Annotated in this window: 21 protein-coding genes; 8 read left to right on the top strand and 13 right to left on the bottom strand. The window is 59.6% G+C overall.

The features are described from left to right. Nucleotides 1-49: 49 nt before the first annotated feature. A complete protein-coding gene (locus tag WHX55_RS21000) occupies nucleotides 50-886 on the top strand; it encodes an IclR family transcriptional regulator (RefSeq protein ID WP_353741217.1) in 837 nt (278 codons plus the stop codon). 81 nt (nucleotides 887-967) lie between these two features. Here WHX55_RS21000 and WHX55_RS20995 read toward each other — a convergent pair whose 3' ends face one another. Then, nucleotides 968-1,720, bottom strand: coding sequence for an anti-sigma factor (locus tag WHX55_RS20995; RefSeq protein WP_353741216.1), 753 nt, complete (start codon nucleotides 1,718-1,720; stop codon nucleotides 968-970). Beyond that, nucleotides 1,717-2,223 (bottom strand): sigma-70 family RNA polymerase sigma factor, encoded by a 507-nt coding sequence (locus WHX55_RS20990; protein ID WP_150753016.1) that lies wholly within the window; start codon nucleotides 2,221-2,223, stop codon nucleotides 1,717-1,719. The genes WHX55_RS20995 and WHX55_RS20990 overlap by 4 nt, the downstream gene beginning before the upstream one ends. A 158-nt stretch (nucleotides 2,224-2,381) precedes the next feature. Here WHX55_RS20990 and WHX55_RS20985 point away from each other — a divergent pair, with 158 nt between their 5' ends. The 3 genes from WHX55_RS20985 (at nucleotide 2,382) to WHX55_RS20975 (ending at nucleotide 5,523) form a co-directional block, all read left to right on the top strand. Continuing rightward, nucleotides 2,382-3,467, top strand: a complete 1,086-nt coding sequence (locus WHX55_RS20985) for a catalase family peroxidase (protein WP_150725900.1) — start codon at nucleotides 2,382-2,384, stop codon at nucleotides 3,465-3,467. After that, nucleotides 3,464-4,009 (top strand): cytochrome b/b6 domain-containing protein, encoded by a 546-nt coding sequence (locus WHX55_RS20980; RefSeq protein WP_150753014.1) that lies wholly within the window; start codon nucleotides 3,464-3,466, stop codon nucleotides 4,007-4,009. Before WHX55_RS20985 ends, WHX55_RS20980 begins: the two co-directional genes overlap by 4 nt. A gap of 167 nt (nucleotides 4,010-4,176) precedes the next feature. Next, the gene (locus tag WHX55_RS20975; RefSeq protein WP_353741215.1) at nucleotides 4,177-5,523 is read left to right on the top strand and encodes a hypothetical protein; all 1,347 of its coding nucleotides are present in this window, start codon (nucleotides 4,177-4,179) and stop codon (nucleotides 5,521-5,523) included. 50 nt (nucleotides 5,524-5,573) lie between these two features. Here WHX55_RS20975 and WHX55_RS20970 read toward each other — a convergent pair whose 3' ends face one another. Then, nucleotides 5,574-6,725: a M14-type cytosolic carboxypeptidase gene (locus tag WHX55_RS20970; protein WP_353741214.1), complete on the bottom strand. Its 1,152-nt coding sequence runs from the start codon at nucleotides 6,723-6,725 to the stop codon at nucleotides 5,574-5,576. Between the two features lie 485 nt (nucleotides 6,726-7,210). After that, nucleotides 7,211-7,552, bottom strand: coding sequence for a DUF3077 domain-containing protein (locus tag WHX55_RS20965; protein WP_150725904.1), 342 nt, complete (start codon nucleotides 7,550-7,552; stop codon nucleotides 7,211-7,213). A 129-nt stretch (nucleotides 7,553-7,681) separates the two neighbouring features. On the opposite strand from WHX55_RS20965, the gene WHX55_RS20960 reads away from it, so the two are divergent. Continuing rightward, nucleotides 7,682-8,329 carry an XRE family transcriptional regulator gene (locus WHX55_RS20960; protein WP_151214454.1) on the top strand — a complete coding sequence of 216 codons (648 nt, stop codon included), beginning with the start codon at nucleotides 7,682-7,684 and terminating at the stop codon, nucleotides 8,327-8,329. A gap of 39 nt (nucleotides 8,330-8,368) precedes the next feature. Here WHX55_RS20960 and WHX55_RS20955 read toward each other — a convergent pair whose 3' ends face one another. From WHX55_RS20955 to WHX55_RS20940, 4 genes are all read right to left on the bottom strand, one after another. Continuing rightward, a complete protein-coding gene (locus WHX55_RS20955) occupies nucleotides 8,369-10,324 on the bottom strand; it encodes an acetyl/propionyl/methylcrotonyl-CoA carboxylase subunit alpha (protein ID WP_353741213.1) in 1,956 nt (651 codons plus the stop codon). Continuing rightward, nucleotides 10,324-11,136 carry a gamma-carboxygeranoyl-CoA hydratase gene (locus WHX55_RS20950; RefSeq protein ID WP_150758942.1) on the bottom strand — a complete coding sequence of 271 codons (813 nt, stop codon included), beginning with the start codon at nucleotides 11,134-11,136 and terminating at the stop codon, nucleotides 10,324-10,326. Before WHX55_RS20950 ends, WHX55_RS20955 begins: the two co-directional genes overlap by 1 nt. 128 nt (nucleotides 11,137-11,264) lie before the next feature. Next, nucleotides 11,265-12,872, bottom strand: coding sequence for a carboxyl transferase domain-containing protein (locus WHX55_RS20945; RefSeq protein ID WP_353741212.1), 1,608 nt, complete (start codon nucleotides 12,870-12,872; stop codon nucleotides 11,265-11,267). 12 nt (nucleotides 12,873-12,884) lie between these two features. Next, the gene (locus tag WHX55_RS20940; RefSeq protein WP_007946948.1) at nucleotides 12,885-14,048 is read right to left on the bottom strand and encodes an isovaleryl-CoA dehydrogenase; all 1,164 of its coding nucleotides are present in this window, start codon (nucleotides 14,046-14,048) and stop codon (nucleotides 12,885-12,887) included. Between the two features lie 204 nt (nucleotides 14,049-14,252). Between WHX55_RS20940 and WHX55_RS20935 the strand changes: the two genes are divergently transcribed. Further along, complete coding sequence (locus tag WHX55_RS20935; protein WP_353741211.1) at nucleotides 14,253-15,950, top strand: AMP-binding protein; 1,698 nt, start codon at nucleotides 14,253-14,255, stop codon at nucleotides 15,948-15,950. Between the two features lie 684 nt (nucleotides 15,951-16,634). Here the strand turns inward: WHX55_RS20935 and WHX55_RS20930 are convergent. The 3 genes from WHX55_RS20930 to WHX55_RS20920 all read right to left on the bottom strand — a co-directional run bounded on the left by WHX55_RS20930 (nucleotide 16,635) and on the right by WHX55_RS20920 (nucleotide 19,218). Beyond that, complete coding sequence (locus tag WHX55_RS20930) at nucleotides 16,635-17,534, bottom strand: hydroxymethylglutaryl-CoA lyase (protein WP_151214452.1); 900 nt, start codon at nucleotides 17,532-17,534, stop codon at nucleotides 16,635-16,637. Nucleotides 17,535-17,681: 147 nt separating this feature from the next. Next, entirely contained in the window at nucleotides 17,682-18,083 is a 402-nt protein-coding gene (locus tag WHX55_RS20925; protein ID WP_007992801.1) for a MerR family DNA-binding transcriptional regulator, read from the bottom strand. 205 nt (nucleotides 18,084-18,288) lie between these two features. Next, nucleotides 18,289-19,218 carry a LysR family transcriptional regulator gene (locus tag WHX55_RS20920; protein ID WP_150725911.1) on the bottom strand — a complete coding sequence of 310 codons (930 nt, stop codon included), beginning with the start codon at nucleotides 19,216-19,218 and terminating at the stop codon, nucleotides 18,289-18,291. A 165-nt stretch (nucleotides 19,219-19,383) separates the two neighbouring features. On the opposite strand from WHX55_RS20920, the gene WHX55_RS20915 reads away from it, so the two are divergent. Continuing rightward, nucleotides 19,384-20,613 carry an acyl-CoA dehydrogenase gene (locus WHX55_RS20915; protein WP_008053616.1) on the top strand — a complete coding sequence of 410 codons (1,230 nt, stop codon included), beginning with the start codon at nucleotides 19,384-19,386 and terminating at the stop codon, nucleotides 20,611-20,613. Between the two features lie 114 nt (nucleotides 20,614-20,727). On the opposite strand, the gene WHX55_RS20910 is transcribed toward WHX55_RS20915, so the two are convergent. Further along, complete coding sequence (locus tag WHX55_RS20910; protein WP_353741210.1) at nucleotides 20,728-22,068, bottom strand: phosphate ABC transporter substrate-binding/OmpA family protein; 1,341 nt, start codon at nucleotides 22,066-22,068, stop codon at nucleotides 20,728-20,730. Between the two features lie 102 nt (nucleotides 22,069-22,170). After that, a complete protein-coding gene (gene xthA / locus WHX55_RS20905; protein WP_150725913.1) occupies nucleotides 22,171-22,983 on the bottom strand; it encodes an exodeoxyribonuclease III in 813 nt (270 codons plus the stop codon). 329 nt (nucleotides 22,984-23,312) lie between these two features. Between xthA and WHX55_RS20900 the strand changes: the two genes are divergently transcribed. Then, complete coding sequence (locus WHX55_RS20900; protein ID WP_151214450.1) at nucleotides 23,313-23,957, top strand: GNAT family N-acetyltransferase; 645 nt, start codon at nucleotides 23,313-23,315, stop codon at nucleotides 23,955-23,957. Nucleotides 23,958-23,974 lie beyond the last annotated feature (17 nt).

Below are 23,974 nucleotides of genomic sequence, written 5' to 3'. Positions count from 1 at the left end.
GACTATTTTAAGTTTTATTCGATCAGTAAATTAATAATCGGAAAACAAGATGCCAGATTCCATTGAGCGGAATGAAAACAAAAATGAAGTCGGTGTCGGCGCCGTCTCAAGATTGTTTGCGGTACTGCGAACACTGGGTGATACCGTCGAGGGCGGCGAGCGGGTGACGCAACTGGCGCAGCGCATCGGTTTATCGCAACCGACCACGCACCGGTTGCTGCGCAGCCTGATGGACGAGGGCATGGTCGAGCAGGATGCGCGCAGTAAACGCTATCGCCTGAGCCTGGATTTTTTCGCTCTGGCGGCTCGTGCGGGCAACACCGGAAACTTGCGTGAACTGGCACGGCCGGCGCTGCTTAGACTCTCGGCGTCGCTGGGTGATTCGTTGTTTTTGCTGGCGCGCTGCGGCTTTGATGCGATCTGTCTGGACCGCAGCGAAGGGCCGTTCCCGATCCGCACCTTTACCGGGGATATCGGCGGGCGTGTGGCGCTGGGCGTGGGGCAGGGCAGCCTGGCGATTCTGGCGTTTCTGCCGGAGGAGGAGCGCGACACCGTCATCCATTACAACTTGCCGCGCCTGAAAGACTTCCACCTGTATGACGAGGTGTTCCTGCGCTCGGAAGTCGAAAACGTGCGCGCCCTGGGTTACGCCGGGCGCAATACCGGCGTGCTGCAGGGCATGGCCGGGGTGGCCGTGCCGATTCTCGATCGTGAAGGTCGCGCGGTGGCGGCGTTGAGTGTGGCGACCGTGAGTGACCGATTGGGACCGGATCGCCTGCCGACGGTGGTGGACATGCTCAAGCGCGAAGCGGCGCTGATCGGGCCGCGGATCAATCCGTTCGACCCGCTGTTGCGCCGGCCTTCGCAGGTGTTTGGGCAAGGATGAAAAGATCGCAGCCTGCGGCAGCTCCTACAGGTTCATGTGTACATCTGTAGGAGCTGCCGCAGGCTGCGATCTTTTGATCTGTCAGAACTGGGTGGTCTGTTTAAGCATCTGCGCCGTCGCTGTATCCGCCGGGCTGACCATCGCATAGTTGTAGCCACTTCCGGACCAGTACTCGGCCTGCAACTCGCCATCACTGCGACTGCCCCTGGGCAGCAGGAAGTTTTTCGGCCCTGGCGGGCGCACGTAGAAGCTGATTTTCTGCCCGCTCTGGTTCTCGTAAATCACCATCGCCGCAGGGCCTTGCTCGGTACTCAGCAAACGCCCGCTGGCCGGCTTGAACCCGGCACCCGAGAGGTCGGGCAGGCGATTGGCCTGGGTGAAGTAGCGGTCGAGCCAACCCTGCATGTCGCCGTCGTCGCCGACTTTGTAATCCGCCGGCAGGATGCCTTGCTGGGCAATCAGGCGATACGCCTGCAGGGCATCGGTCATTGGAAGCTGGGGGGGCGCCAGTGTCATCTCCCGCGCTTGCCAACCGCTGAAACCGCCAACGCTGACGGCAACGAGCAACACCGCGGCACTGGCCAGGTGTCGACGGGATTGGCGTTTGAGGCGCTGGCGAATCACGGCCGGATCCAGGTCCGGGTTCGAGGGTTGTTGCAAGGCACCACTCAGGGCTGCGCGCAGTGTCTGGGCATCCTGCTGCCAGGCGCGCACTTGCGCGGCCACCTCCGGTTCAGCGGCCAGAAAAGTCTCCACCAGACGTCGGTCGGCGTCGCTCAGTTGGTGGTCGACGTAGGCGTGCAGGTCTCGTTCGCTGGGGGGCATGCTGATCATTTGAGTCTCCGCAGGGATGGGCGGTTGATTTCGCCATCGCTGAGTTGGCGCAGGGCCTGGCGAGCCCGGGACAGGCGGGACATCACGGTGCCGGTGGGTACGTCGAGAATCCCGGCGACCTCTTTGTAGCTCAGGCCTTCCACCGACACCCAGAGAAGCAGCGCGCGTTGCTCGGTGGGCAGTTGATCGAAAGCGCTGAGGGTCGATTGAGCGATAACGGTGCGCTCCACCGAGGGTTGGGCATCGTCACGCCCGGTGAAGAATTCAAGCATGCGCGCATAGCGCCGGGAGCGGCGGTGCGCATCGAGAAACTGCCGATAGACAATCGAGAACAGCCAGGCGCGCAAGTCGCCCTCGGCGCGTTTGCCAGCCCAACTCGACAGTGCCCGCTCCAGGCTTGCCTGCACCAGGTCGTCAGCGCTGCTGGTGTTGCGCGTCAACGACACGGCAAAACGTCGCAATCTTGGAATGATTTCCCTCAGTTGTTCGTCGATATCGTTCATGAAGTTCTGACTAGTCGCTACGCTTGGGACTAGGAAGACGTCCGGTACCGGAGGTTATTCCACGTCAGAAAAAATAAACACCGCATGTGGGAATAAACCTGCATGCGGTTCGTCTGCTTGATTCTTCTCATTTGTGGCCGATGGCCCTGGAGTCTTTCATGGTAGATCGATCATCACCGCCAACCCGGCCACCCTTGAGTGCGGCGAGCCTGACGTTGCGTCTGGCTGGCATCGCCGTGGTCGTTGCCGCCGTGGCGGGGGCGTTTGCCTACGTCAACGGCACCTTTGACCCACAGCGCCTGACCCCGAAGAAACTGATCAATGTGCTGGAAACCAACAATGGCGTGCATCCGGGCTTCCGTCGCAACCATTCCAAAGGTGTGTGCGTGATCGGGCATTTCGAGAGCAGCCTTGATGCGCGCAGCTATTCCACCGCTCAAGTGTTCAACGAAGCACGGACACCGGTGGTGGGGCGTTTCGCCTTGGGGTCCGGTAACCCTTACGCGCCGGACAGTGCCGTGCCGATCCGCAGCATGGCCTTGCGCTTCACTCAGGCCAACGGCCAGCAGTGGCGCACCGGGATGAACAGCATGCCGGTGTTCCCGGTGGGCACGCCCGAGGCGTTCTATCAATTGCAGCAGGCGCAGTCGCCGGACCCGGCTACCGGCAAGCCAAACCCGACCGCGGTTCCGGCGTTTTTCGGTGCGCATCCGGAAGCTGCACCGTTCCTGGCCTGGATCAAGACCGCCAAGCCGTCAGCCAGTTACGTCACGGAGACCTATAACAGCGTCAACGCGTTTTATCTGGTGAGCGCCGCCGGACAACGCCAGGCCGTGCGCTGGAGCATGGTGCCAGTGGCTCAAGATACGCCGGGTGCAGCGGCGCCGGAGGGGGCCGATTTTCTGGAGAAAGACCTGGTTCAGCGTATAGCCGCAGGGCCGTTACGTTGGCAGTTGAACATCATCCTGGCCAATCCCGGCGATCCAGTGAACGACGCCAGCAAAGCCTGGCCTGAAGGGCGCAAAGTGTTGAACGCGGGCACGCTGGTACTGGAAAAAACCCAGCCGCAACTCAATGGCGAATGCCGTGACATCAATTACGATCCGCTGGTGTTGCCTGCCGGGATCGAAGGTTCCGAAGACCCGTTGCTCGCAGCTCGTTCAGCCGGTTACGCCAATTCCTACCTGCGTCGCACCAGCGAAGTCAGCCAGTTGCCCGCCGCCAAACAGGAGGCCCAGCAATGAGCACTCAACCGAACCACTTCGCTCCATTGGCGCGTCTGCTGCACTGGCTGATGGCGCTGATGATCATCGCCATGCTGTTTATCGGCGCCGGCATGGTCGCCTCGGTGTCCGAGCGGCATGAATGGCTGATTCATCTGCACAAACCCTTGGGCGTCGCGATCTTGCTGTTGGTGATCGTGCGCCTGGTGGTGCGTTTCTCCACCACGCAACCACCTCTGCCGGCGGACATGCCGGGTGTGCAAGTACTCGCGGCCAAGGCCTCGCATGTCTTGTTGTATGCATTGATGCTGGTTTTGCCGCTGCTGGGCTGGGCGATGATTTCGGCCTCTGGCGAACCGGTGATGCTCAGCAGCTCGCTGCAATTACCGTCGATTGTGCCGGCCAATGCACAGGTGTTTGCGTTTTTGCGCAAGGCGCATGGGTATCTGGCGTATTTGCTGTTTCTGACCGTGTTACTGCATTTGGCGGCAGCGTTGTTTCACGGCTGGGTGCGTCGCGATGAGGTGCTGGACAGCATGTTGCGGGGTAAGGATCGAGGGTGATCTCGCTGGACTGTGATTTGGCTTTTGTCACACAGCGATCATCTGCCCACCTGTCAACTCTGACAGTTTCGCTGATCTGAAAAAGCACGTTCAATGCTCAAAGACTGCAGTGGTCCCGAACGGGGCCAGTCGAACAGCACTGATCGTGCCATTCAGGGAGACGAACCATGTTCAAGACTGCAGGTGTGGGTTCCATGCGACGCGCTTTTTCCGGGCTGTCGTTAGTGTGTTTGGCTGTGATTCTCGGTGCCTGTGCACATCCGCCGACGACTGATTCCGTGGAACCGAAAAGCCGGGTTGTCGAAAATGTTGCGAGTAAATCGACAGCAGAGTTATATGCGGATTTGATTGCGCCAGCGGTTTTCGAACGTTCGAGTTCAAAGGTCATTGGTGGTTACACCGTTGAGAGCGGTAAGTTGCGGATGCGGGATAAGTCCGAGGGTTCGCTGGTAACGGTGCGTTCGTCTGATGGAAGCTTGATGGCATTGATTAATAGGCCGGGACTATTCGGTTCTTTACACGTTGATAGTAAGGGCGCAAGTAGTTTCACTCCAGAACCTGAGGTTAATACTGATATAGAGGACGTTGTCCCCAATCCGAATGAAAAAATCGCCACTGCACCTGTGGATTCAACTATAGCAGAACACTATGTTGTCGATGTGCTAATGGGGTATTCCAAGGCAGGGGTTATTAGAGCAGGTGGTGATGCGCATGCGGATGCGCTGGCCAAGATAGAATTAGTCAACCTGATGCTACGCAATTCATTGGTGGACAATGTTTCACTGAGACTGGTGGGTATTCAGATTGTTGAGGATGATTACCCCATTACATCAGAAACTCTAGGGAAAATACGTACAATTTTTGCCGAGGGTATGGCCAAGTTTGAGCCAGACGTTACGTACGGCAATTTTGCTTATATTGTGCCAGGAGGGGCAATCGGATGGGGATGGACGCCTGGTGGTTCTGCTATCGGTGTATCTAGTAGCGCTTCGACATTCGCTCATGAGATTGGCCACAATGCGGGCAGTAGTCACTGCAACGTAAACGGCGTGAATAACTATCGTTTTGGATATTTTAATGGAAAATCGCGAAGTATCTTATGTAGTGGCCCAAACTCACTTTATTATTCGACACCGGCCGTTATCGATCAGTACGGTTTGCCGTTAGGGAATGCTGTAACCGCCGATACAGCACGTGTCTGGCGCGAAAATGCTGTGCGGCTATCCTCTTACGCTCCACCCCAATCCCCACCAACCGCTCCAGCTGACTTTGCCAAAGTGAGCTCAACCGCTAGCACAATTACATTTATCTGGAGTGCATCACCTAAAGCAGTTCGATATGAAATATACAGCGTGAAAAATATTGGGAGCCCGCTGCCAAAAAAAATTGGAGACAGTACGGCGTTAACGTTTACCGCAACCAATATTTTAGGGGAGGCACTGTACTTCGTTAAGGCTGTCAGCTTTGTTGAAATGGTTTCACCGCCGAGCAATTCCGTCGTTACAACGCCGTAAAGCTCAGGAGGGTGACATGACCTTGTCAGTTCATGTCACCGTTAAACCAACTAGCGCAAGCTCTCGACGATATCCGCCACCGTGGTCAACACATCCTTGCCCAACTGCTTCGAACGCTTGCCCGACCAACCGGTTTCCGCGTTCGGATGGTCGTCGTGATCTTTGAACGGCATTTCCAGGGTCAGCGACAGGCAGTCGTATTTCTGACCCACACTGTTGCAGGCCAGCGTCATATTGGCCTGACCCGGTTCGTCTCGGGTGTAGCCGTACTTGGTCTGGAAGTCTTTGGTGGTGTGCTTCAGGTGGCTGCGGAAGTGCTCTTCAAGCTTTTCGATCCGCGGTGTGTAACCCGGATTGCCTTCGCACGCAGCGGTGAAGACGTGGGGAATTTCCTCGTCACCATGCACGTCGAGGAACATATCGACGCCGTACTTTTCCATCTGTTGCTGAACGAACAGGACTTCCGGGCTGGTCTCCTGGCTGGCGTTCTGCCAGGCGCGATTGAGGTCCTGGCCCATGGCGTTGGTGCGCAGGTGGCCGTGGAAAGCACCATCCGGGTTCATGTTTGGCACCAGGTACAGGTCGGCGCTGGACAGCAGTTTATTCAGCACAGGGTCGTCGTGTTTTTCCAGACGTTCGATCACGCCTTCCATGAACCACTCGGCCATGTGTTCGCCCGGATGTTGCTGGGCAATCATCCACACCTTGCGTCGGCCTTCGGCCCCGGTGCCTTTGCGCAACAACTGGATGTCGCGGCCTTCGACACTTTTGCCGGTGGACAACAACTCGGTACCGGCCTTGCTCAGCGCCTGCTCGATCAGCCAGTCGTGGCGGCCACGGCTGTAGGGTTCGAAGTAGGCAAACCAGGCGTGAGTCTGTTCGGCTTCGAGGCTGAAGCGCAGGCAGTCGCCTTCAAAAATGGTCGGTACGCGGAACCAGTTGACGTGATCGTAGGACGCCACCGCCTGATAACCGGTCCAGGCCTTGTTATAGGAGGATTGGCTGGCATTGTTCAGGCGAAACCAGTGCTCCTGACCGACGTGCAGGCCGCTGGCCTTGAAGTGGAACCACTGGAAATGTGCACTGCGGGTGTCCGGGCGAATGGCCAGAAGCGGTTTGAGCGGATCGCTGATGTCGATGACTTGGATATTGCCGCTGTCGAAGTTGGCACTGATGTCGAAAGAGGATTTAGCCACGGCCATAATCGGGTCCTGAATATGATTATTATGGCGGCTACTTTACACGCAAGAGTGGGGTGAAACCGAGGGAAATTGCGGGGTGCAGAGGTGGGGGGCGTCTTCCTTGACGCCGTCGCAGCTTAGAGACTGTGCGATTGATTCTCAAGTGCTATCTGTCGCTGGTTTCAACCCATGATGCCGGGCTTCTCTTGCCAATCGGCATTCTTTTGATATCATCCGCGCGCATCGAATTTGCGGTACCCAAAGACTTCATTAGCCTGAAGCCAAAGCCAGAAAACTGGCAAAAAAAGACCCGGCAAAAAGCCGGGTCAAAAACCGTGATTAGCCTGATGAGGAGATAGTCCGGGAGACCGACCTAAGGTCACCTGGTCCATCGACTGATCTCGCGATCAGTTGGTGCAATAATAATCATTCTCGTTTGCAGGTCAAGCGTTTTTACCTGCCCAACAGGAAAATTCTTTCCTGTCCTCTCGATTTGCCTTCTTACCTCAACCGTTTTCATACTTCTCCAGTGATCGATCGACCATCGCCTTGGCCATGTCGATCATGTGCACCGTCGAAAACGCCAGGTCGCGATTCGCACCTTGCAGGTGATTGGCTGACTCGTACGCGGTGGCGGCAGCACAGCGCAACAGGTCCAATGCATGGACCAGCGCCTCTTCGCCGCTGATATTGCGGTTCACATCAAAAAAACGCGGCTCGGCCACTTCCTCCGAAATAGCTGGTTTCAAGTAATAGTCCAGCGCGCGTTGTGCCGCCGCTGAGCCCAGGGGGGAAGTGAAAGTGGTGTCGATTTGCATGTCCGGCAGGTCATTGGTGGGTTGGTTCATGGCGATGGCAAGCTCCGTGTTAGATTCAGATCCGTGAATCGATCCTAATACGAACTGTATTTGTGACGATAATTTAAATACTACATTTTGTGTTTTGATGGCCGGAGTCGCCCACGTATCGTGCCGCACATGGATAAATGGATTGAATTGGTCAAGGCCAAGATGAGTGAACTCAAAATCACTCAAGAGATACTCGCCGAGCGCCTCGGGATGTCCCAGGGCGGCATTGGCCACTGGCTCAACAAACGTCGTGAACCCGGCATCGAAGACATGAACCGTGTGCTGCGGGCGCTGGGCCTTGAGTTTCTCGAAGTGGCGCTGGTGATCCGGGAACCGCAGGCGTCAACGGATGACGAAATCCCCCTGACACAGAAGTACAACCCGTACTTTCGCTACCCGGTCAGTGACTGGCGCGAACCTGCCGAAGTGCGCGACGGCGAGGTCCCGGCGTACGGAAAAGGGCACTTTGAACTGTCCGATTACCACGCCCGGGGGCCGGCATTCTGGTTGAGAGTGGCAGGCGATGCGATGACCGCACCCAGTGGCATCAGCATCCCGGAAGGCATGCTGATTCTGGTGGACCCGGCGGTGGACGCCGAGCCTGGCAAACTGGTCATTGCCCAGTGGCCGGGCAGCGCCGAAGCCACGTTTCGCAAGCTCATCGAAGAGGGCGGGCAGCGTTATCTGGTCCCGCTCAATCCGACGTATCCGAAAGCCTTGTACGCCGAAGAATGTCGAATCATCGGCGTAGTGGTTCAGGCAACAGCCAGGTTCTGATCAGATCGGTCCTCGCGGTGTGTAGGACCGATCTTCATTTCACGCTTCTTCCAGTTCTACCAGTGCACTGCCTTCGCTGACCATCTCGCCTTCCTGGCAATATAGCGCCTTGATCACCCCTGCATGGGGCGCGCGGATGCTGTGCTCCATCTTCATGGCCTCAAGTACCACCAATTGCGCCCCGGCTTCGACCGATTGCCCGGCCTCCACCAACACACGGACGATGCTGCCGTTCATGGGTGCGGTCAGCCCGCCGTGATGGCTGTGGCTGGCCTCGACGGCGCTGATCGGGTCGTAAGCCTCGATGCGGTGCAACTCGCCATCCCACTGCAAGTACACATGTTCGCCACGGCGTATTGCGCGGTGTTGACGGCGCACGCCAGCCTGCTCGGTCAGCAGATGCTCGCCCGTGAGCCGAGCGCTGTGGGCATTGATGTCGCCCAGCGTCAGCGCCCGGTCCTGGCCTTCACAACTCAGATGCAGGGTGATCTCTCTCGGCAATCCAGCGCGCAGCCCGTTACCCGCCGCCCATGGCGAACTCGGGTCATCGGCGCGGGTGGCAGGCGGCTGGCTCTGGGCAAACGCCTGGGCGGCGGCTTGCCAGAAGTCATCGCTGAGTTCCGCTGGGGCCGGCAGCAACTGCTCCTGATAGCGCGGAATGAAGCCGGTATCCAGTTCGGCTGCGGCAAATGCCGGGTGGCCGATGATGCGTCGCAGGAAGTTGATGTTGGTCTTCAACCCGCCAATGGCGAATTCGTCGAGCATGCTCAGCAGGCGCAAACGCGCTTGTTCACGATCCTCGCCCCAGGCAATCAACTTGCCGAGCATCGGGTCGTAGAAGGGCGAAATTTCATCGCCTTCTTCAACGCCGCTGTCCACTCGTCGTCCCGGCCCCTGGGCGGATTCGCGATACAACTCCAGACGACCGGTCGCCGGCAGGAAATCATTGCCCGGGTCTTCGGCATACAGCCGCACTTCGATCGCGTGACCCACCAGCGGCACCTGGTCCTGAGTCATCGGCAAGGCTTCGCCACGAGCCACGCGAATCTGCCAGGCCACCAGGTCGAGGCCGGTGATGGCTTCGGTGACCGGGTGTTCCACTTGCAGACGCGTGTTCATCTCCATGAAGAAGAATTCGCCGCGCGCATCCAGCAGAAACTCCACGGTGCCGGCACCGACATAACCGATGGCCTGGGCCGAACGCACGGCGGCTTCACCCATGGCCTGACGTAATTCCGGGCTCAGGCCCGGTGCTGGCGCTTCTTCGACGACTTTCTGGTGTCGACGCTGAATCGAGCAGTCACGTTCGTTGAGGTATAGGCAGTTGCCGTGTTGGTCGGCGAACACCTGGATTTCCACGTGACGCGGTTTGAGCAGGTACTTCTCCACCAGCATCCGCGAGTCGCCGAACGACGATTGCGCTTCACGCTGGGCCGAGGCCAGGGCTTCGGCCAGTTGGCTGACGTCCTCGACCACTTTCATGCCTTTGCCACCGCCACCCGCGGTGGCTTTGAGCAGCACCGGGTAGCCGATGCGTTCGCAGGCGGCGCGGAAGGTTTCCAGGTCCTGGGCTTCGCCGTGATAACCGGGCACCAGTGGCACGCCAGCGGTTTCCATCAAGGCTTTGGCGGCGGACTTGCTGCCCATGGCGTCGATGGCCGAGGCGGGCGGGCCGAGGAATATCAGGCCGGCGTTTTCGATGGCGCGGGCGAACCCGGCGTTCTCGGATAAAAAGCCATAGCCGGGGTGAATCGCCTGGGCGCCGCTGGCCTTGGCGGCGGCGATCAGTTTGTCGATCTGCAGATAGCTGTCGGCGGCTTTGCTGCCACCGAGGTCGACCCGAATGTCAGCTTCGCGGCTGTGCCGGGCGTCACGGTCGGTGGCGCTGTGCACGGCCACGGTGGTCAGGCCCAGGGCCTTGGCGGTACGCATCACCCGGCAAGCGATTTCGCCACGGTTGGCCACCAGCAGGGTGGTGAGGACAGGTGCGCTCATCAACGGGGCTCCTTGGTGGTTTGTGCTTGCCAGTTCGGCGGACGTTTTTGCAGGAAGGCGCGCAGGCCTTCCTGGCCTTCGGGGCTGACGCGGATGCGGGCGATGGCGTTTTCGGTGTAGCGGCGCAATGCCGGGGTCAGTGAGCCGTCGCCGACTTCGCGCAACAGGTCCTTGCTGGCGCGCATCGCGGCCGGACTGTTGAGCAGCAGATTGTCGATCCACTGCTCGACTTTCTGTTCCAGTTCGGCACTTGCATAGCTCTCCGACAACAAACCGATTTCCCGCGCCCGTTGCCCGCCGAAGCGCTCAGCGGTCAAGGCATAGCGACGGGTCGCGCGCTCGCCAATGGCTTGCACCACGAACGGGCTGATCACCGCCGGTGCCAGGCCGATGCGTACTTCCGACAGGCAGAACTGCGCATCATCGGCACCGATGGCCATGTCGCAGCAACTGATCAGGCCCAGCGCGCCACCAAAGGCTGCGCCTTGCACCACCGCCAGGGTCGGAATTTTCAGTTTGGCCAGGTTGTACATCAACTCCGCCAGTTCCCGGGCGTCATCGAGGTTGGTGGCGTAATCGAGCTCGGCCGATTGCTGCATCCAGGCCAGGTCGGCGCCGGCGCTGAAATGCTTGCCGCGACCGCGCACGATCAGAAACCGAAGGCTGGCGTCACTCGCGACTTTGTCGAGGGCGAGGATCAGTTCGCGGATCATTTCGGCATTGAAGGCGTTGTTCTTTTCTTCACGGCTGAGCCACAGCGTGGCAAAACCACGGGGGTCGGTCAGCAGTTCGAGGGTGTTGAAGTCGCTCATATTCGTCCGTCTCCACGGTCCTTGTAGGAGCGAGCTTGCTCGCGATGGTTTACAGGGCGGCGCGTTTATTCAGAAAACACGCGTTATCGTTAACGTCCATCGCGAGCAAGCTCGCTCCTACAAAAAAATCACATCCGGAACACGCCGAAGCGGCTCGGTTCGATTGGCGCGTTCAACGACGCGGACAAGGTCAGGGCCAGTACGTCTCGGGTCTGGGCCGGGTCGATGACACCGTCGTCCCACAGGCGCGCGCTGGAATAGTAGGGGTGACCCTGTTCTTCGTACTGGTCGAGGATCGGTTGCTTGATCTCGGCTTCCTGTTCGGCGCTGAAACCCTGGCCGCTGCGTTCAGCCTGTTCGCGCTTGACCTGCACCAGCACGCCGGCCGCCTGTTCGGCGCCCATCACGCCGATGCGCGCATTCGGCCACATCCACAGAAAACGCGGATCGTAGGCGCGACCGCACATGCCGTAGTTACCGGCGCCGAAGCTGCCGCCGATGATCACGGTGAACTTCGGCACCTTGGCGCAGGCCACGGCGGTCACCAGTTTTGCGCCGTGCTTGGCGATGCCGCCGGCCTCGTACTTCTGGCCGACCATGAAGCCGGTGATGTTCTGCAGGAACAGCAGCGGGATGCCGCGCTGGCACGCCAGTTCGATAAAGTGCGCGCCTTTTTGCGCGGCTTCAGCGAACAGGATGCCGTTGTTGGCGAGGATGGCGATCGGGTAACCGTGCAGGTAAGCAAAACCGCAGACCAGTGTCGTCCCGAACAGCGCCTTGAACTCGTCGAACACCGAACCATCCACCAGCCGTGCAATCACTTCGCGCACGTCAAACGGTTGCTTGGCGTCGGCCGGGACCACGCCGTACAACTCGTCGCTGCTGTAGAGCGGGGCGATCGGCGTGCGTTGCTGAACTTCACCCAGCTTGCGCCAGTTGAGGTTGGCGACGCTGCGGCGTGCCAGTGCCAGGGCGTGTTCATCGCTCTCGGCGTAATGGTCGGCCACCCCGGAAATCTTGCAGTGCACATCGGCCCCGCCAAGGTCCTCGGCACTGACCACTTCACCGGTTGCGGCTTTCACCAGCGGCGGGCCGGCGAGGAAGATCGTCGCTTGATCGCGGACCATGATCGCTTCGTCGGCCATCGCCGGTACATAGGCGCCGCCAGCGGTGCAGGAACCCATGACCACGGCAATCTGCGGAATGCCCATGGCGCTCATGTTGGCCTGGTTGAAGAAGATCCGCCCGAAGTGCTCGCGGTCCGGAAACACTTCATCCTGGCGCGGCAGGTTGGCGCCGCCCGAATCCACCAGATAGATGCACGGCAGGCGATTCTGCTGGGCGATGGTCTGGGCGCGCAGGTGTTTTTTCACCGTCAGCGGGTAGTACGAGCCACCTTTTACCGTGGCGTCGTTGGCGACGATCATGCACTCGACGCCTTCCACACGGCCGATCCCGGCAATCACGCCAGCGGCGGGGACGTCTTCGCCATACACCTCGTACGCCGCCAGTTGGCTGATCTCCAGAAACGGCGAACCCGGATCGAGCAGGCGGTTGATGCGCTCGCGAGGCAGCAGTTTGCCCCGCGAGGTGTGGCGTTCCTGTGCCTTCGGGCCGCCACCTTGCGCCACTTGGGCGAGCAGGGTGTGCAACGCGTCGACCTGCTTGAGCATCGCCGCGCTATTGGTGGCGAACTCCGCTGAACGGGGGTTGAGCTGGGTATGCAGGGTAGCCATGGACAGCTCCGTTTAGCGGGTTTCGTTGAACAGTTCGCGACCGATCAGCATGCGACGGATCTCACTGGTGCCCGCGCCGATTTCGTACAGCTTGGCGTCACGCAACAGACGGCCGGCGGGGAATTCATTGATGTAGCCGTTGCCGCCGAGAATCTGGATCGCGTCGAGGGCCATTTGCGTGGCGCGTTCGGCGCTGTAGAGGATCACGCCGGCGGCGTCCTTGCGTGTGGTTTCGCCGCGCTCGCAGGCCTGGGCCACAGCGTACAGGTAGGCGCGGCTGGCGTTGAGTTGGGTGTACATGTCGGCGACCTTGCCCTGGATCAGCTGGAATTCGCCGATGCTTTGGCCGAACTGCTTGCGGTCGTGGATGTACGGCACGATCAGGTCCATGCACGCCTGCATGATCCCGGTCGGGCCGCCTGAAAGAACGACGCGCTCGTAGTCGAGGCCGCTCATCAGCACTTTCACACCGCCGTTGAGCACACCGAGGATGTTTTCTTCCGGCACTTCGACGTCATCGAAGAACAGCTCGCAGGTGTTCGAACCGCGCATGCCGAGCTTGTCGAACTTGTTGCTGCGGCTGAAGCCTTTCCAGTCGCGCTCGACGATGAAGGCGGTGATGCCGTGGGGGCCCTTTTCCAGGTCGGTTTTGGCGTAGATCACATAGGTGTTGGCGTCCGGACCGTTGGTGATCCAGGTCTTGCTGCCGTTGAGCACGTACTTGTCGCCACGTTTGTCGGCGCGCAGTTTCATCGATACCACGTCGGAACCCGCATTCGGCTCGCTCATGGCCAGGGCGCCGATGTGCTCGCCGCTGATCAGCTTGGGCAGGTACTTGGATTTCTGTTCGTGGTTGCCGTTGCGGTTGATCTGGTTAACGCACAGGTTGGAGTGAGCGCCGTAGGACAACGCCACCGAGGCCGAGCCGCGGCTGATTTCTTCCATGGCCACCACGTGGGCCAGATAACCCAGGCCGGCACCGCCGTACTCTTCCGGCACGGTAATGCCCAGCAGGCCCATGTCGCCGAACTTGCGCCACAGGTCGGCGGGGAACAGGTTGTCGATGTCGATCTGAGCGGCGCGCGGGGCGATCTCCTTGGCGACGAAGGACTGGACCTGATCGCGCAGCATGTCGATGGTTTCACCGAGGGCAAAGTTCAGGGATGGATAGCTCATGGGTCACCTTTTGGCTTTTTTGTCGGTTGGTGAGACTGTCAATGGGTTCTCACCTTTACGTTAACGTAAGCCTGTGACGAATGGCTGTCAATCACCCTTTACGTTAACGTCAACTTGAGCGAGAGTAGAGCCAGTTCAAGATAGAACGCGGACCCATCCTGTGGGACCGCCGGTAGCCCATAAATAAAGACAATAGGGGTCGTCATGGATCAACCCAGTGCAAGCCCGCAACGCAGTTACACCCGTGGTTCCCAGGACAAAGCCTTGCTGGCGATGACCATTGGCCAGGCATTCGACAACACGGTTGCGCAGTACCCGGACGGGGAGGCGCTGGTGGTGCGCCATCAGCAGCTGCGTTACACCTGGCGGCAATTGGCCGAGGCTGCGGATCTGAACGCCAGAGCACTGCTGGCGCTGGGGCTGCAAGCCGGGGACCGCCTCGGTATCTGGGCGCCGAACTGTGCGCAGTGGTGCATCAGCCAGATTGCCACTGCGAAAATCGGCGTGATCCTGGTCAACATCAATCCCGCGTATCGCAGTTCCGAACTCGAATACGTGTTGAAGCAGTCCGGCTGCCAATGGCTTGTGTGTGCCGGGGCCTTCAAGTCCTCGGACTATCACGCGATGCTGCAAGGCCTGGTGCCGGAGTTGGCCGAGCAATCCATTGGCAAGTTGCAGAGTGAGCGGTTGCCGGAGTTGCGTGGCGTCATCAGCCTGGATGCGCAGCCACCGTCGGGATTCCTGCCCTGGTCGCAACTGGCCGATCTGGCGGGCAGCGTGACGGTCGAGCGACTGCATGAACGCCAGGACAGCCTGCATTTCGATCAGCCGGTGAATATCCAGTATACCTCCGGCACCACTGGTTTCCCCAAAGGCGCGACCCTCAGTCACTACAACATTCTCAACAACGGCTACATGGTCGGCGAAAGCCTCGGCCTGACCGCCGCAGATCGCCTGGTGATCCCGGTGCCGTTGTATCACTGCTTCGGTATGGTCATGGGCAATCTTGGCTGCATCACCCATGGCAGTACGATGATTTACCCGAACGACGCATTCGATCCGTTGCTGACCCTCGGCACCGTGGCCGAAGAAAAAGCCACTGCGCTGTACGGCGTACCGACCATGTTCATTGCCATGCTCGATCAACCTCAGCGTGCCCAGTTCGACCTGTCGAGCCTGCGCACCGGAATCATGGCAGGCGCAACCTGTCCTATCGAGGTGATGCGCCGGGTCATCAGCGAAATGCACATGAGCGAAGTGCAGATTGCCTACGGCATGACGGAAACCAGTCCGGTGTCGTTGCAGACCGGTCCTTCAGACGACCTGGAACTGCGCGTGACCACCGTCGGCCGCACGCAGCCGCAACTGGAAAGCAAGATTATCGACGAGGCGGGCAACCTGGTACCGCGCGGCACCATCGGCGAGCTGTGCACCCGCGGTTACAGCGTGATGCTCGGCTATTGGAACAACCCCGAAGGCACGGCAGACGCCATCGATCAGGCAGGGTGGATGCACACCGGTGACCTGGCGAGCATGAACGACGAGGGTTACGTGTGCATTGCCGGGCGCAACAAGGACATGATCATCCGTGGCGGTGAGAACATCTACCCACGGGAGCTGGAAGAGTTTTTCTTCACTCACCCGGCTGTTGCGGATGTGCAGGTGATCGGCATTCCTTGCTCGCGCTACGGCGAAGAGATCGTCGCCTGGATCAAGTTCCACCCCGGCCACAGCGCCACCGAACAAGAGCTGCAAACCTGGTGCAAGGAGCGCATCGCGCACTTCAAGACGCCGCGTTACTTCAAGTTCGTCGAGGAGTTTCCGATGACGGTGACTGGCAAGATCCAGAAATTCCGGATGCGTGAGATCAGTATCGAGGAGTTGCGCGGGACTCGGGGCTGACCACAATCCCCTGTGGGAGCGAGCTTGCTCGCGATAGCGGAAGTACATTCAGAAGATCTGTCGACTGAACCACCGCAATCGCGAGCAAGCTCGCTCCCACAGTGTCTTGCACAGTTTTCAGAATCGCAGACAGCACAAAGGGGAGCCGAAGCTCCCCTTTAATTTTCGTTGCGCGTGCTCTTTTTTTATTATTGAGGGTCGGTCTGTTGTTGTTTTTGGCAACCGTTGCCCTTTACCGCTGTTTTTGGCGATCCCCATCCGGGATCAAGAGCAAACGTATTTTTTTGAGCGCTGATCTACTTTTTCGCTAAGCGATCCAACCAGTACGGGAGCTACCTGAGGGTAGTTTTATTATTCTCTGTCCGGTTGCGGGTAACTCCGAAAAGCACCCTGAAAAGCACATCTTCTCCAAAAAAATCTGTTAGCTGCGTCTCTGCCGTGTTGTTTTTGTTATGTCAGAGTCGTTACGTCTTGTTTTTATTAGGTTTGCCGCAATTTTTTTTATTCTTGTTGTGCGATAGAGATAGCAGGAGGCGTGCCAACTTTTAAAAAGCCTTTAAAATCAATGCTTTACGAATTTGTAGGGTTTTGCGTCTCAGGCAAAACCCTACATTTTGTTTCCGTGTTACTCGCTTACGCCCACGTTTCAGACACAGCGGTAACACCAGGACACACTCGGCGCACTCACTGTGCGCTGCGGGCCTTGGCCACGCGGGAGCCGGTAGGGCGACCCAGTACGGTACAAATCTGCTGACCAGCGAGCAGCAAGGCGTCGAGGTCGATTCCGGTGTCGATGCCCAGGCCGTTGAGCAGGTAAACCACGTCTTCGGTGGCGACGTTACCGCTGGCACCCTTGGCATAGGGGCAGCCGCCGAGACCGGCGATGGAGCTGTCGAACACCGAGATGCCTTCCAGCAGGCTGGCGTAGATGTTGGCCACTGCCTGGCCGTAGGTGTCGTGGAAGTGCCCTGCGAGCTTCTCCCGGGGCACATCCTTCGATACCACTTCAAACATCCTGCGGGTTGCGCCAGCGGTGCCGGTGCCGATGGTGTCCCCCAGCGAGACCTCATAGCAGCCCATGGCATAGAGCTCGCGGGCGACCACGGCGACCTGCTCCGGGGCGACGTTACCTTCATAGGGGCAGCCCAGCACACAGGACACATACCCGCGCACGGTCACACCATGTTGTCTGGCGGCCTCCATGATCGGCCCGAAACGCTCCAGGCTTTCGCTGATCGAGCAATTGATATTGCGCTGGGAAAACGCTTCGGATGCCGCGGCGAATACGGCCACTTCCTTGACCCCGGCGGCGAGGGCATCTTCGAAGCCGCGCAGGTTGGGGGCGAGCGCGCCGTAGACCACGCCCGGTTTGCGCTGGATCTGCGCGAAGACTTCGGCGGAGCCGGCCATCTGCGGCACCCACTTGGGCGACACGAAACTGCCGACTTCTATATAGCCGAGCCCGGCTGCGGTCAGCGCATCGACCAGTTGTACCTTGTCGGTAACACTGATGGGTTGGGCTTCATTTTGCAGGCCATCGCGTGGGCCGACTTCGACGATGCGTACGTGGGTGGGGAGGGACATGGGGTTCGACCTGTTGTTATTGTCTGAATGCGCTGAGAACCCTGTGGGAGCGAGCTTGCTCGCGATGAGGGCATCACATTCAACATTTTTGGTGACTGACACTCCGCTATCGCGAGCAAGCTCGCTCCCACAGTGGATAGTGTGGATTTACTGAACCGATTCCTGGCTTTTGAGCGTCTGCTCCAGCGCCTGCACGCAGCGCTCTTCGGCGGTATCCAGTTCAAGCTTCATCTGTTCGATGTCCAGCAACTGCTGTTCAAGCTGTTCACGGCGCTCGCTGATTTTCGCCAGCATGCTGTGCAGTTGCTTGGTGTTACCGCTGGACGGGTCGTAGAGCTCGATCAGCTCGCGGCATTCAGCCAGGGAGAAACCGATGCGCTTGCCCCGCAGGATCAGTTTCAGGCTGACCTTGTCGCGGGGCGAGTAAATGCGTTCCTGGCCGCGGCGCTCGGGGCTGAGCAGGCCTTGCTCTTCATAAAAGCGAATGGCGCGGGTGGTGATGTCGAGCTCGCGGGCGAGATCGGAAATGCTGTAGGTCTGGCTGCTCATGGGCGCGCTCGCAAAAGGTCATGGCGCTAAGCTAATGGCAGGTTGACGTTTACGTCAAGGGGCATGGATTTTCGCTGCTCTTGCTGGCCTCATCGCGAGCAGGCTCGCTCCCACAGTGGTTCTTCATTGAACTCAATATCTGTGTACGACAAATATCCCTGTGGGAGCGAGCCTGCTCGCGATAGGGGCACCTCGGTATCAAGCCCTATACCTTCTCGAGCTTTTTCTCCTGCGCCGTCACCTGCTGGCACAACTCGATCATCTGCTCGCGCATCCAGCGGTTCGCCGGGTCCTGGTCAGTACTTTCGTGCCAGTAAAGGTGGGTTTCCACCGGCGGCACATCGTTGACCGGCAGATAAAAGGCGTGCAGGTCGTTACGGCGGGCGAAGCGTTCCGGCACGGTCATGACCATGTCGGTCTGCTGCAACACCTGCGAGGCCATCAGGTAATGCTGGGAGCGCAGGGCGATCTTGCGCTGGATGCCCATCTTGCCCAGCGCCAGGTCGACATAGCCGAGGCCGCTGCGGCGGCTGGAAATATGGATGTGGGTCAGGCCCAGGTAATCATCCAGCGTGAGTTTCTCCTTGCCCGCCAGCGGATGCCCCTTGCGCATGGCGCACACGTAGCGGTCCTCCATCAACTTGACGTGACGCACCTGCGGGTCGGTGTTGAGCGGCGCATCCACCGCGAAGTCGAGGCGACCGGCCGCTAGCTCCTTGGTGGTTTCGCGGCGTTTGGACAGGAAGCTTTCGATGATCACCGCCGGCGCCAGGCGACGCAGGCGCTGGAACAGTAGCGGCAGGATCACCGCTTCTGTCAGGTCGGTCATGCTGATGCGGTAAGTCTTGACGGCTTGCTGCGGGTTGAAAATGCGGCTTTCCTGCACTGACACGCGCAGCAGCGAGAGCGCGTTACGCACCGGGCCGATGATGTTCTGGGCCATTGGCGTCGGCACCATGCCCTGGGCGGTGCGCACGAACAACGGGTCGTTGAAGGTCTCGCGCAGCCGGGCCAGAGCGTTCGACACCGCTGGCTGGGTAATGCCCACAATCTGCCCGGCACGGGTCAGGTTGGCTTCGGTGTAGATCGCGTCGAAGACGATGAAAAGGTTGAGATCGACCTTGCTCAGATTCATTACGCGGCTCTCTTATTGTGTGGGCGGGCTGGTCTTGATGATCAGCCGATCATATATCGGTGATGAATGTTTATACACGCCGAGAATAGGCTAGGTAAATTATCAACGCTGTTCTAGCATCGATTGCATGACCTAAACAACCTCCCCCAAGAAGGTATCTCGCTCATGGATTTCGCTTATTCGCCCAAGGTTCAGGAACTGCGTGAGCGCGTAACAGCGTTCATGGACACCTACGTTTATCCCGCCGAAGCCGTGTTCGAGCGTCAGGTCGCTGAGGGCGATCGCTGGCAGCCGACCGCGATCATGGAAGAACTCAAACTCAAGGCCAAGGCCGAAGGCCTGTGGAATTTGTTTCTGCCTGAGTCCGAACTGGGTGCCGGGTTGACCAACCTCGAATACGCGCCGCTGGCGGAAATCATGGGCCGCTCGTTGCTGGGACCAGAGCCGTTCAACTGCTCGGCTCCGGACACCGGCAACATGGAAGTGCTGGTGCGTTACGCCAACGAAGAGCAGAAACAACGCTGGCTCGAACCCTTGTTGCGCGGCGAGATCCGCTCGGCATTCGCCATGACCGAACCGGATGTCGCATCCTCCGACGCCACCAACATGGCCGCCCGTGCCGTGCGCGATGGCGACGAGTGGGTGATCAACGGCAAGAAGTGGTGGACGTCGGGTGCTTGCGACCCGCGCTGCAAAATCCTGATCTTCATGGGCCTGAGCAATCCGGATGCGCCGCGTCATGCCCAGCACTCGATGATTCTGGTGCCGGTGGATGCACCCGGTGTGAAGATCGTGCGTCCGCTGCCGGTGTTCGGTTATGACGATGCACCTCATGGGCACGCCGAAGTGCACTTTGAAAACGTGCGGGTGCCGTACGAAAACGTCCTGTTGGGCGAAGGACGCGGCTTCGAAATCGCACAAGGTCGCCTCGGCCCTGGCCGGATTCACCACTGCATGCGTTCGATCGGCATGGCCGAGCGCGCGCTGGAACTGATGTGCAAACGCTCGGTGAGCCGCACGGCGTTCGGCAAGCCGCTGGCACGCCTGGGCGGCAACATCGACAAGATCGCCGACTCGCGGATGGAAATCGACATGGCACGCCTGCTGACGTTGAAAGCGGCGTACATGATGGACACCGTCGGCAACAAAGTGGCGAAAAGCGAGATCGCGCAGATCAAGGTCGTCGCGCCGAACGTTGCGTTGCGGGTGATCGACCGGGCGATCCAGATCCATGGCGGGGCAGGGGTTTCCAACGATTTCCCGCTGGCCTACATGTACGCGATGCAGCGCACCCTGCGCCTGGCCGATGGCCCGGACGAAGTGCACCGTGCGGCGATCGGCAAGTTCGAAATCGGCAAGTATGTGCCGAAGGAGATGATGCGTAGCGGGCATTAAGACCGCGGCGCCTGCCATTCGCGAGCAGGCTCGCTCCCACAGGGTTATCACTGGACCTGTGGGAGCGAGCCTGCTCGCGAAAGCGTCAGCCGATTCAACACAACAGTATCAGACTCAATACACCCAAACCTCAACCCGCCGATTCTTGATCCTTCCCTCATCGGCGCTGTTGGCCGCCACCGGCATCTGCGCGCCGAATCCGCGAATCTCGCGAAACACCACGCCGCTCTTCACCAACTCCCGCCGTACCGCCATGGCCCGCAGCTTCGACAACAGATCGGCGCGTGCCGGGTCGCTCTTGGCATCGCCAAACCCCACCAACGTGACCTGACCATCGGTCTTGCCGTGCTGCTTTATATAGTCGAGCACTCGCGTCAGGTCTTGCCGCGCCTTGTTGTCCAGGCTGGCACTGCCTTCCTCGAAGCGAAAATTCACCGACAGCCGTTGAGCATGTCGACTCAGCGCCTGATAACCCTCGGGCATCAACGCATTGGGGGTAACGGCCATGGCCTGGACGGTTTGGGCAACAAAGCCGTTCGCTGCGACTATGGCCTGGCCGTTGCTGCTTTGGGCAAAGGCCACCAGAGCGTCAGCCCAGGGATTTTTCCCGTTGGGTGGCAGGTAGAAGAACAACCGACGGGACAGCGGATAATCTTCCGTGGCAATCAAGCTGTTGAGCGGCAGCATGGCTTGTGATTGACCGTCGACAATGGCCACGGCCCTGGCCTGGCGCACATAGGGCAAACCGATAAAACCGATGCCTTGCGGGTCTGCGCTGACCGCATCAGAGAGTTGTTCGCTGGACTCGAAGCGTTTCGCCGCGCTGCCGAGGGTTTTCCCTCGGCCGCTGAGGACCAGTTCCTTGAAGGTGTCGTAGGTCCCGGACTGATCATCCCGCGCATATAGATGAATCGGCCCGCCGCGACCGCCGATGTCTTCCCAGGATTTCACCTCACCACTGAAAATACGCGCCAGTTGCAGGGTGTCGAGCTGGATCAGCGGATTGTCCGGGTGAAGGATGATCGCCAGGCCGTCGATGGCAATGACCTGTTCGGCGCTCGGGCTTTTCAGGTCACCGAGCGATTGCAGGCTGGCCAGTTCGCTGTCCTTGATCGGGCGTGACGAGGCGGCAAGATCGGCGCTGCCTGCTTTGAGTGCAGTGAAACCGGTGCTGGAACCATGGGCCGCCACCTCCACCACGACCCGATGGCCCTCAGCGGTTTCGCCGACGATGCGCAGTTCGTTGGCGGTGTCCCGGGTTTCGCGGTGGATCCTGCGCAGGCCCTGTTCACTCAGCAGACCCTCGACCAGCGCCGGTCCCAATGCCGCGCCGATGGTGTTGGAGCCCTGAATCCGCAGCACCGGGCCGTGTTCGGGTGTCGGCAAGTCTCCGGCCGAGACCGCCTGCGGCCAGCCCGTGCACAGCATCAACAGGAACAACACGCGCAGCATCATGCCGGCACCTTACATAGCCAAAGGAGGTGCCGGGAGATTAAGTCAGTAACGTTTCCGAAAAATGACACTTTCTCATGTGGGGGGTGATGCAGCCGTCAGGGATCAGCTCAACTCAAGCCAGATCGGCGCATGGTCCGAGGGTTTTTCCATGCCGCGCAGTTCGTAGTCCACCCCCGCGGCCTTCACCCGTGGCAGCAAGCCGTGGGAGGCGAGGATCAGGTCGATACGCAGGCCACGCTTGGGTTCGTCCTCGAAGCCACGGCTGCGGTAGTCGAACCAGCTGAAGGTGTCGGTCACGTCCGGGTTCAGGTGGCGGAAACTGTCGACCAGGCCCCAGTTCTTCAGGCGGGCCATCCACTCGCGCTCTTCCGGCAGGAAGCTGCATTTGCCGGTTTTCAGCCAGCGCTTCATGTTGTCCGGGCCGATGCCGATGTCGCAGTCTTCCGGGGAAATGTTCACATCGCCCATCACCACCAGCGGCTGGTCGTTCTTGAACTGGCTTTCCAGCAATTGCTGCAAGTCGCTGTAGAAACGTTCCTTGGCCGGGAATTTGGTCGGGTGGTCGCGGCTTTCGCCCTGTGGGAAGTAGCCGTTCATGATGGTCACCGGCACGCCGTTGGCGTCGGCGAAGGTGCCCCAGATGAAGCGCCGCTGAGCGTCTTCTTCATCGGTGGCGAAGCCTTTATGCAGGGCCAGTGGCTCCTGGCGCGAGAGCAGGGCGACGCCGTAATGGCCTTTTTGCCCGTGGAAGTACACGTGATAACCCAGGGCCTGCACCTCGGCCAGCGGGAACTGTTCGTCGTGGACCTTGGTTTCCTGCAAGCCGATCACATCGGGCTGGTGCTTTTCGATCAGCGCCGCCAGCTGATGGGGACGGGCGCGCAGCCCGTTGATGTTGAAGGAGACGATCTTCATGGTCGGCAGTCCTGGCAAAAGGGCGATGCTAGCTGACATGTGGGAATCGGGCCAGTGTGGGGTGAGGGGATTTACTGGGTTCTGTCAGATCTGTGTAGGCAGTCCTGGCCCCTTCGCGAGCAAGCCCGCTCCCACAGTGTGTTGTATCGTCCACAGAATTTGCTCACACCACGGCACCTGTGGGAGCGGGCTTGCTCCGGGCGGCGTTCCGACGAAGGCGATTTCATTGCCTACACTCATTTCGGATCTGTAAGGAACTGTGTCAGCACCGACAGGCTCGTAACAACAAGAGCGCAGCCACCCGAGCTGTGCCAGGGAGATCATCCGTCATGCCCGAAACCGCCATCGCCGATATTCACATGCTCGACAGCGGCTACACCCGCGAAGCGCGTTCGCTGCTGTACCAGGCTTATCGACACGAGCCGACTTTCGGCTATTTGTTCGAAGCCGAACGCCCCGGTTACGAACAGCGGGTTCGCGCCACCGTGCGTGAGCTGGTGACCCAGCATTTTCTCCAGGATCTGCCAGCCATTGGCCTGCTGGTCAACGACCGCTTGATCGGCATCGCCCTGATCGCACCGCCGCAACGCCGCCTTGGCGTCACCGAAAGTTGGGCCTGGCGCCTGCGCATGGTGCTCAGTACAGGGTTTCGCTGCACCCGTCGCTACCTCGAATATCACGCTGCCGTGGAGGCCTGCGTGCCAAACGACTCGGTGCACGTCCTGCCATTGCTGGGGGTGCATCCACAATTCCAGGGCAAACATTTCGGCGAGCAGTTGCTGCAAGCCGTGCACAACTGGTGCGCGGTGGATGAAAACTCCCAGGGCGTGATCCTCGACACCGGGAATCCGCGTTATCTGGAGTTCTACAAGCGTCAGGGCTACGAGGAAATCGGTGAGGTCGCCGTAGGACCGATTCGCGAGCACGTATTTTTTCACCCCAATCCCCAGGTGTTGCATACCGCATCGGCTTAAGTGACGAACTTTCCGGG

This window comes from Pseudomonas fluorescens (assembly GCF_040448305.1).
GTDB classification, from domain to species: domain Bacteria; phylum Pseudomonadota; class Gammaproteobacteria; order Pseudomonadales; family Pseudomonadaceae; genus Aquipseudomonas; species Aquipseudomonas fluorescens_BH.
This window is presented reverse-complemented; position numbering and strand designations above follow the sequence as displayed.

What these genes read in the sequence shown, in the direction of transcription:
- WHX55_RS20935 (WP_353741211.1), top strand. Translation starts at nt 14,253, where the DNA reads ATGGATCAACCCAGTGCAAGCCCGCAACGCAGTTACACCCGTGGTTCC.
- WHX55_RS20990 (WP_150753016.1), bottom strand. Translation starts at nt 2,223, where the DNA reads ATGAACGATATCGACGAACAACTGAGGGAAATCATTCCAAGATTGCGA.
- WHX55_RS20975 (WP_353741215.1), top strand. Translation starts at nt 4,177, where the DNA reads ATGTTCAAGACTGCAGGTGTGGGTTCCATGCGACGCGCTTTTTCCGGG.
- xthA (WP_150725913.1), bottom strand. Translation starts at nt 22,983, where the DNA reads ATGAAGATCGTCTCCTTCAACATCAACGGGCTGCGCGCCCGTCCCCAT.
- WHX55_RS20995 (WP_353741216.1), bottom strand. Translation starts at nt 1,720, where the DNA reads ATGATCAGCATGCCCCCCAGCGAACGAGACCTGCACGCCTACGTCGAC.
- WHX55_RS20915 (WP_008053616.1), top strand. Translation starts at nt 19,384, where the DNA reads ATGGATTTCGCTTATTCGCCCAAGGTTCAGGAACTGCGTGAGCGCGTA.
- WHX55_RS20965 (WP_150725904.1), bottom strand. Translation starts at nt 7,552, where the DNA reads ATGAACCAACCCACCAATGACCTGCCGGACATGCAAATCGACACCACT.
- WHX55_RS20920 (WP_150725911.1), bottom strand. Translation starts at nt 19,218, where the DNA reads ATGAATCTGAGCAAGGTCGATCTCAACCTTTTCATCGTCTTCGACGCG.
- WHX55_RS20970 (WP_353741214.1), bottom strand. Translation starts at nt 6,725, where the DNA reads ATGGCCGTGGCTAAATCCTCTTTCGACATCAGTGCCAACTTCGACAGC.
- WHX55_RS20955 (WP_353741213.1), bottom strand. Translation starts at nt 10,324, where the DNA reads ATGAGCGCACCTGTCCTCACCACCCTGCTGGTGGCCAACCGTGGCGAA.
- WHX55_RS20960 (WP_151214454.1), top strand. Translation starts at nt 7,682, where the DNA reads ATGGATAAATGGATTGAATTGGTCAAGGCCAAGATGAGTGAACTCAAA.
- WHX55_RS20925 (WP_007992801.1), bottom strand. Translation starts at nt 18,083, where the DNA reads ATGAGCAGCCAGACCTACAGCATTTCCGATCTCGCCCGCGAGCTCGAC.
- WHX55_RS20900 (WP_151214450.1), top strand. Translation starts at nt 23,313, where the DNA reads ATGCCCGAAACCGCCATCGCCGATATTCACATGCTCGACAGCGGCTAC.
- WHX55_RS20950 (WP_150758942.1), bottom strand. Translation starts at nt 11,136, where the DNA reads ATGAGCGACTTCAACACCCTCGAACTGCTGACCGACCCCCGTGGTTTT.
- WHX55_RS20945 (WP_353741212.1), bottom strand. Translation starts at nt 12,872, where the DNA reads ATGGCTACCCTGCATACCCAGCTCAACCCCCGTTCAGCGGAGTTCGCC.
- WHX55_RS21000 (WP_353741217.1), top strand. Translation starts at nt 50, where the DNA reads ATGCCAGATTCCATTGAGCGGAATGAAAACAAAAATGAAGTCGGTGTC.
- WHX55_RS20980 (WP_150753014.1), top strand. Translation starts at nt 3,464, where the DNA reads ATGAGCACTCAACCGAACCACTTCGCTCCATTGGCGCGTCTGCTGCAC.
- WHX55_RS20985 (WP_150725900.1), top strand. Translation starts at nt 2,382, where the DNA reads ATGGTAGATCGATCATCACCGCCAACCCGGCCACCCTTGAGTGCGGCG.
- WHX55_RS20940 (WP_007946948.1), bottom strand. Translation starts at nt 14,048, where the DNA reads ATGAGCTATCCATCCCTGAACTTTGCCCTCGGTGAAACCATCGACATG.
- WHX55_RS20910 (WP_353741210.1), bottom strand. Translation starts at nt 22,068, where the DNA reads ATGATGCTGCGCGTGTTGTTCCTGTTGATGCTGTGCACGGGCTGGCCG.
- WHX55_RS20930 (WP_151214452.1), bottom strand. Translation starts at nt 17,534, where the DNA reads ATGTCCCTCCCCACCCACGTACGCATCGTCGAAGTCGGCCCACGCGAT.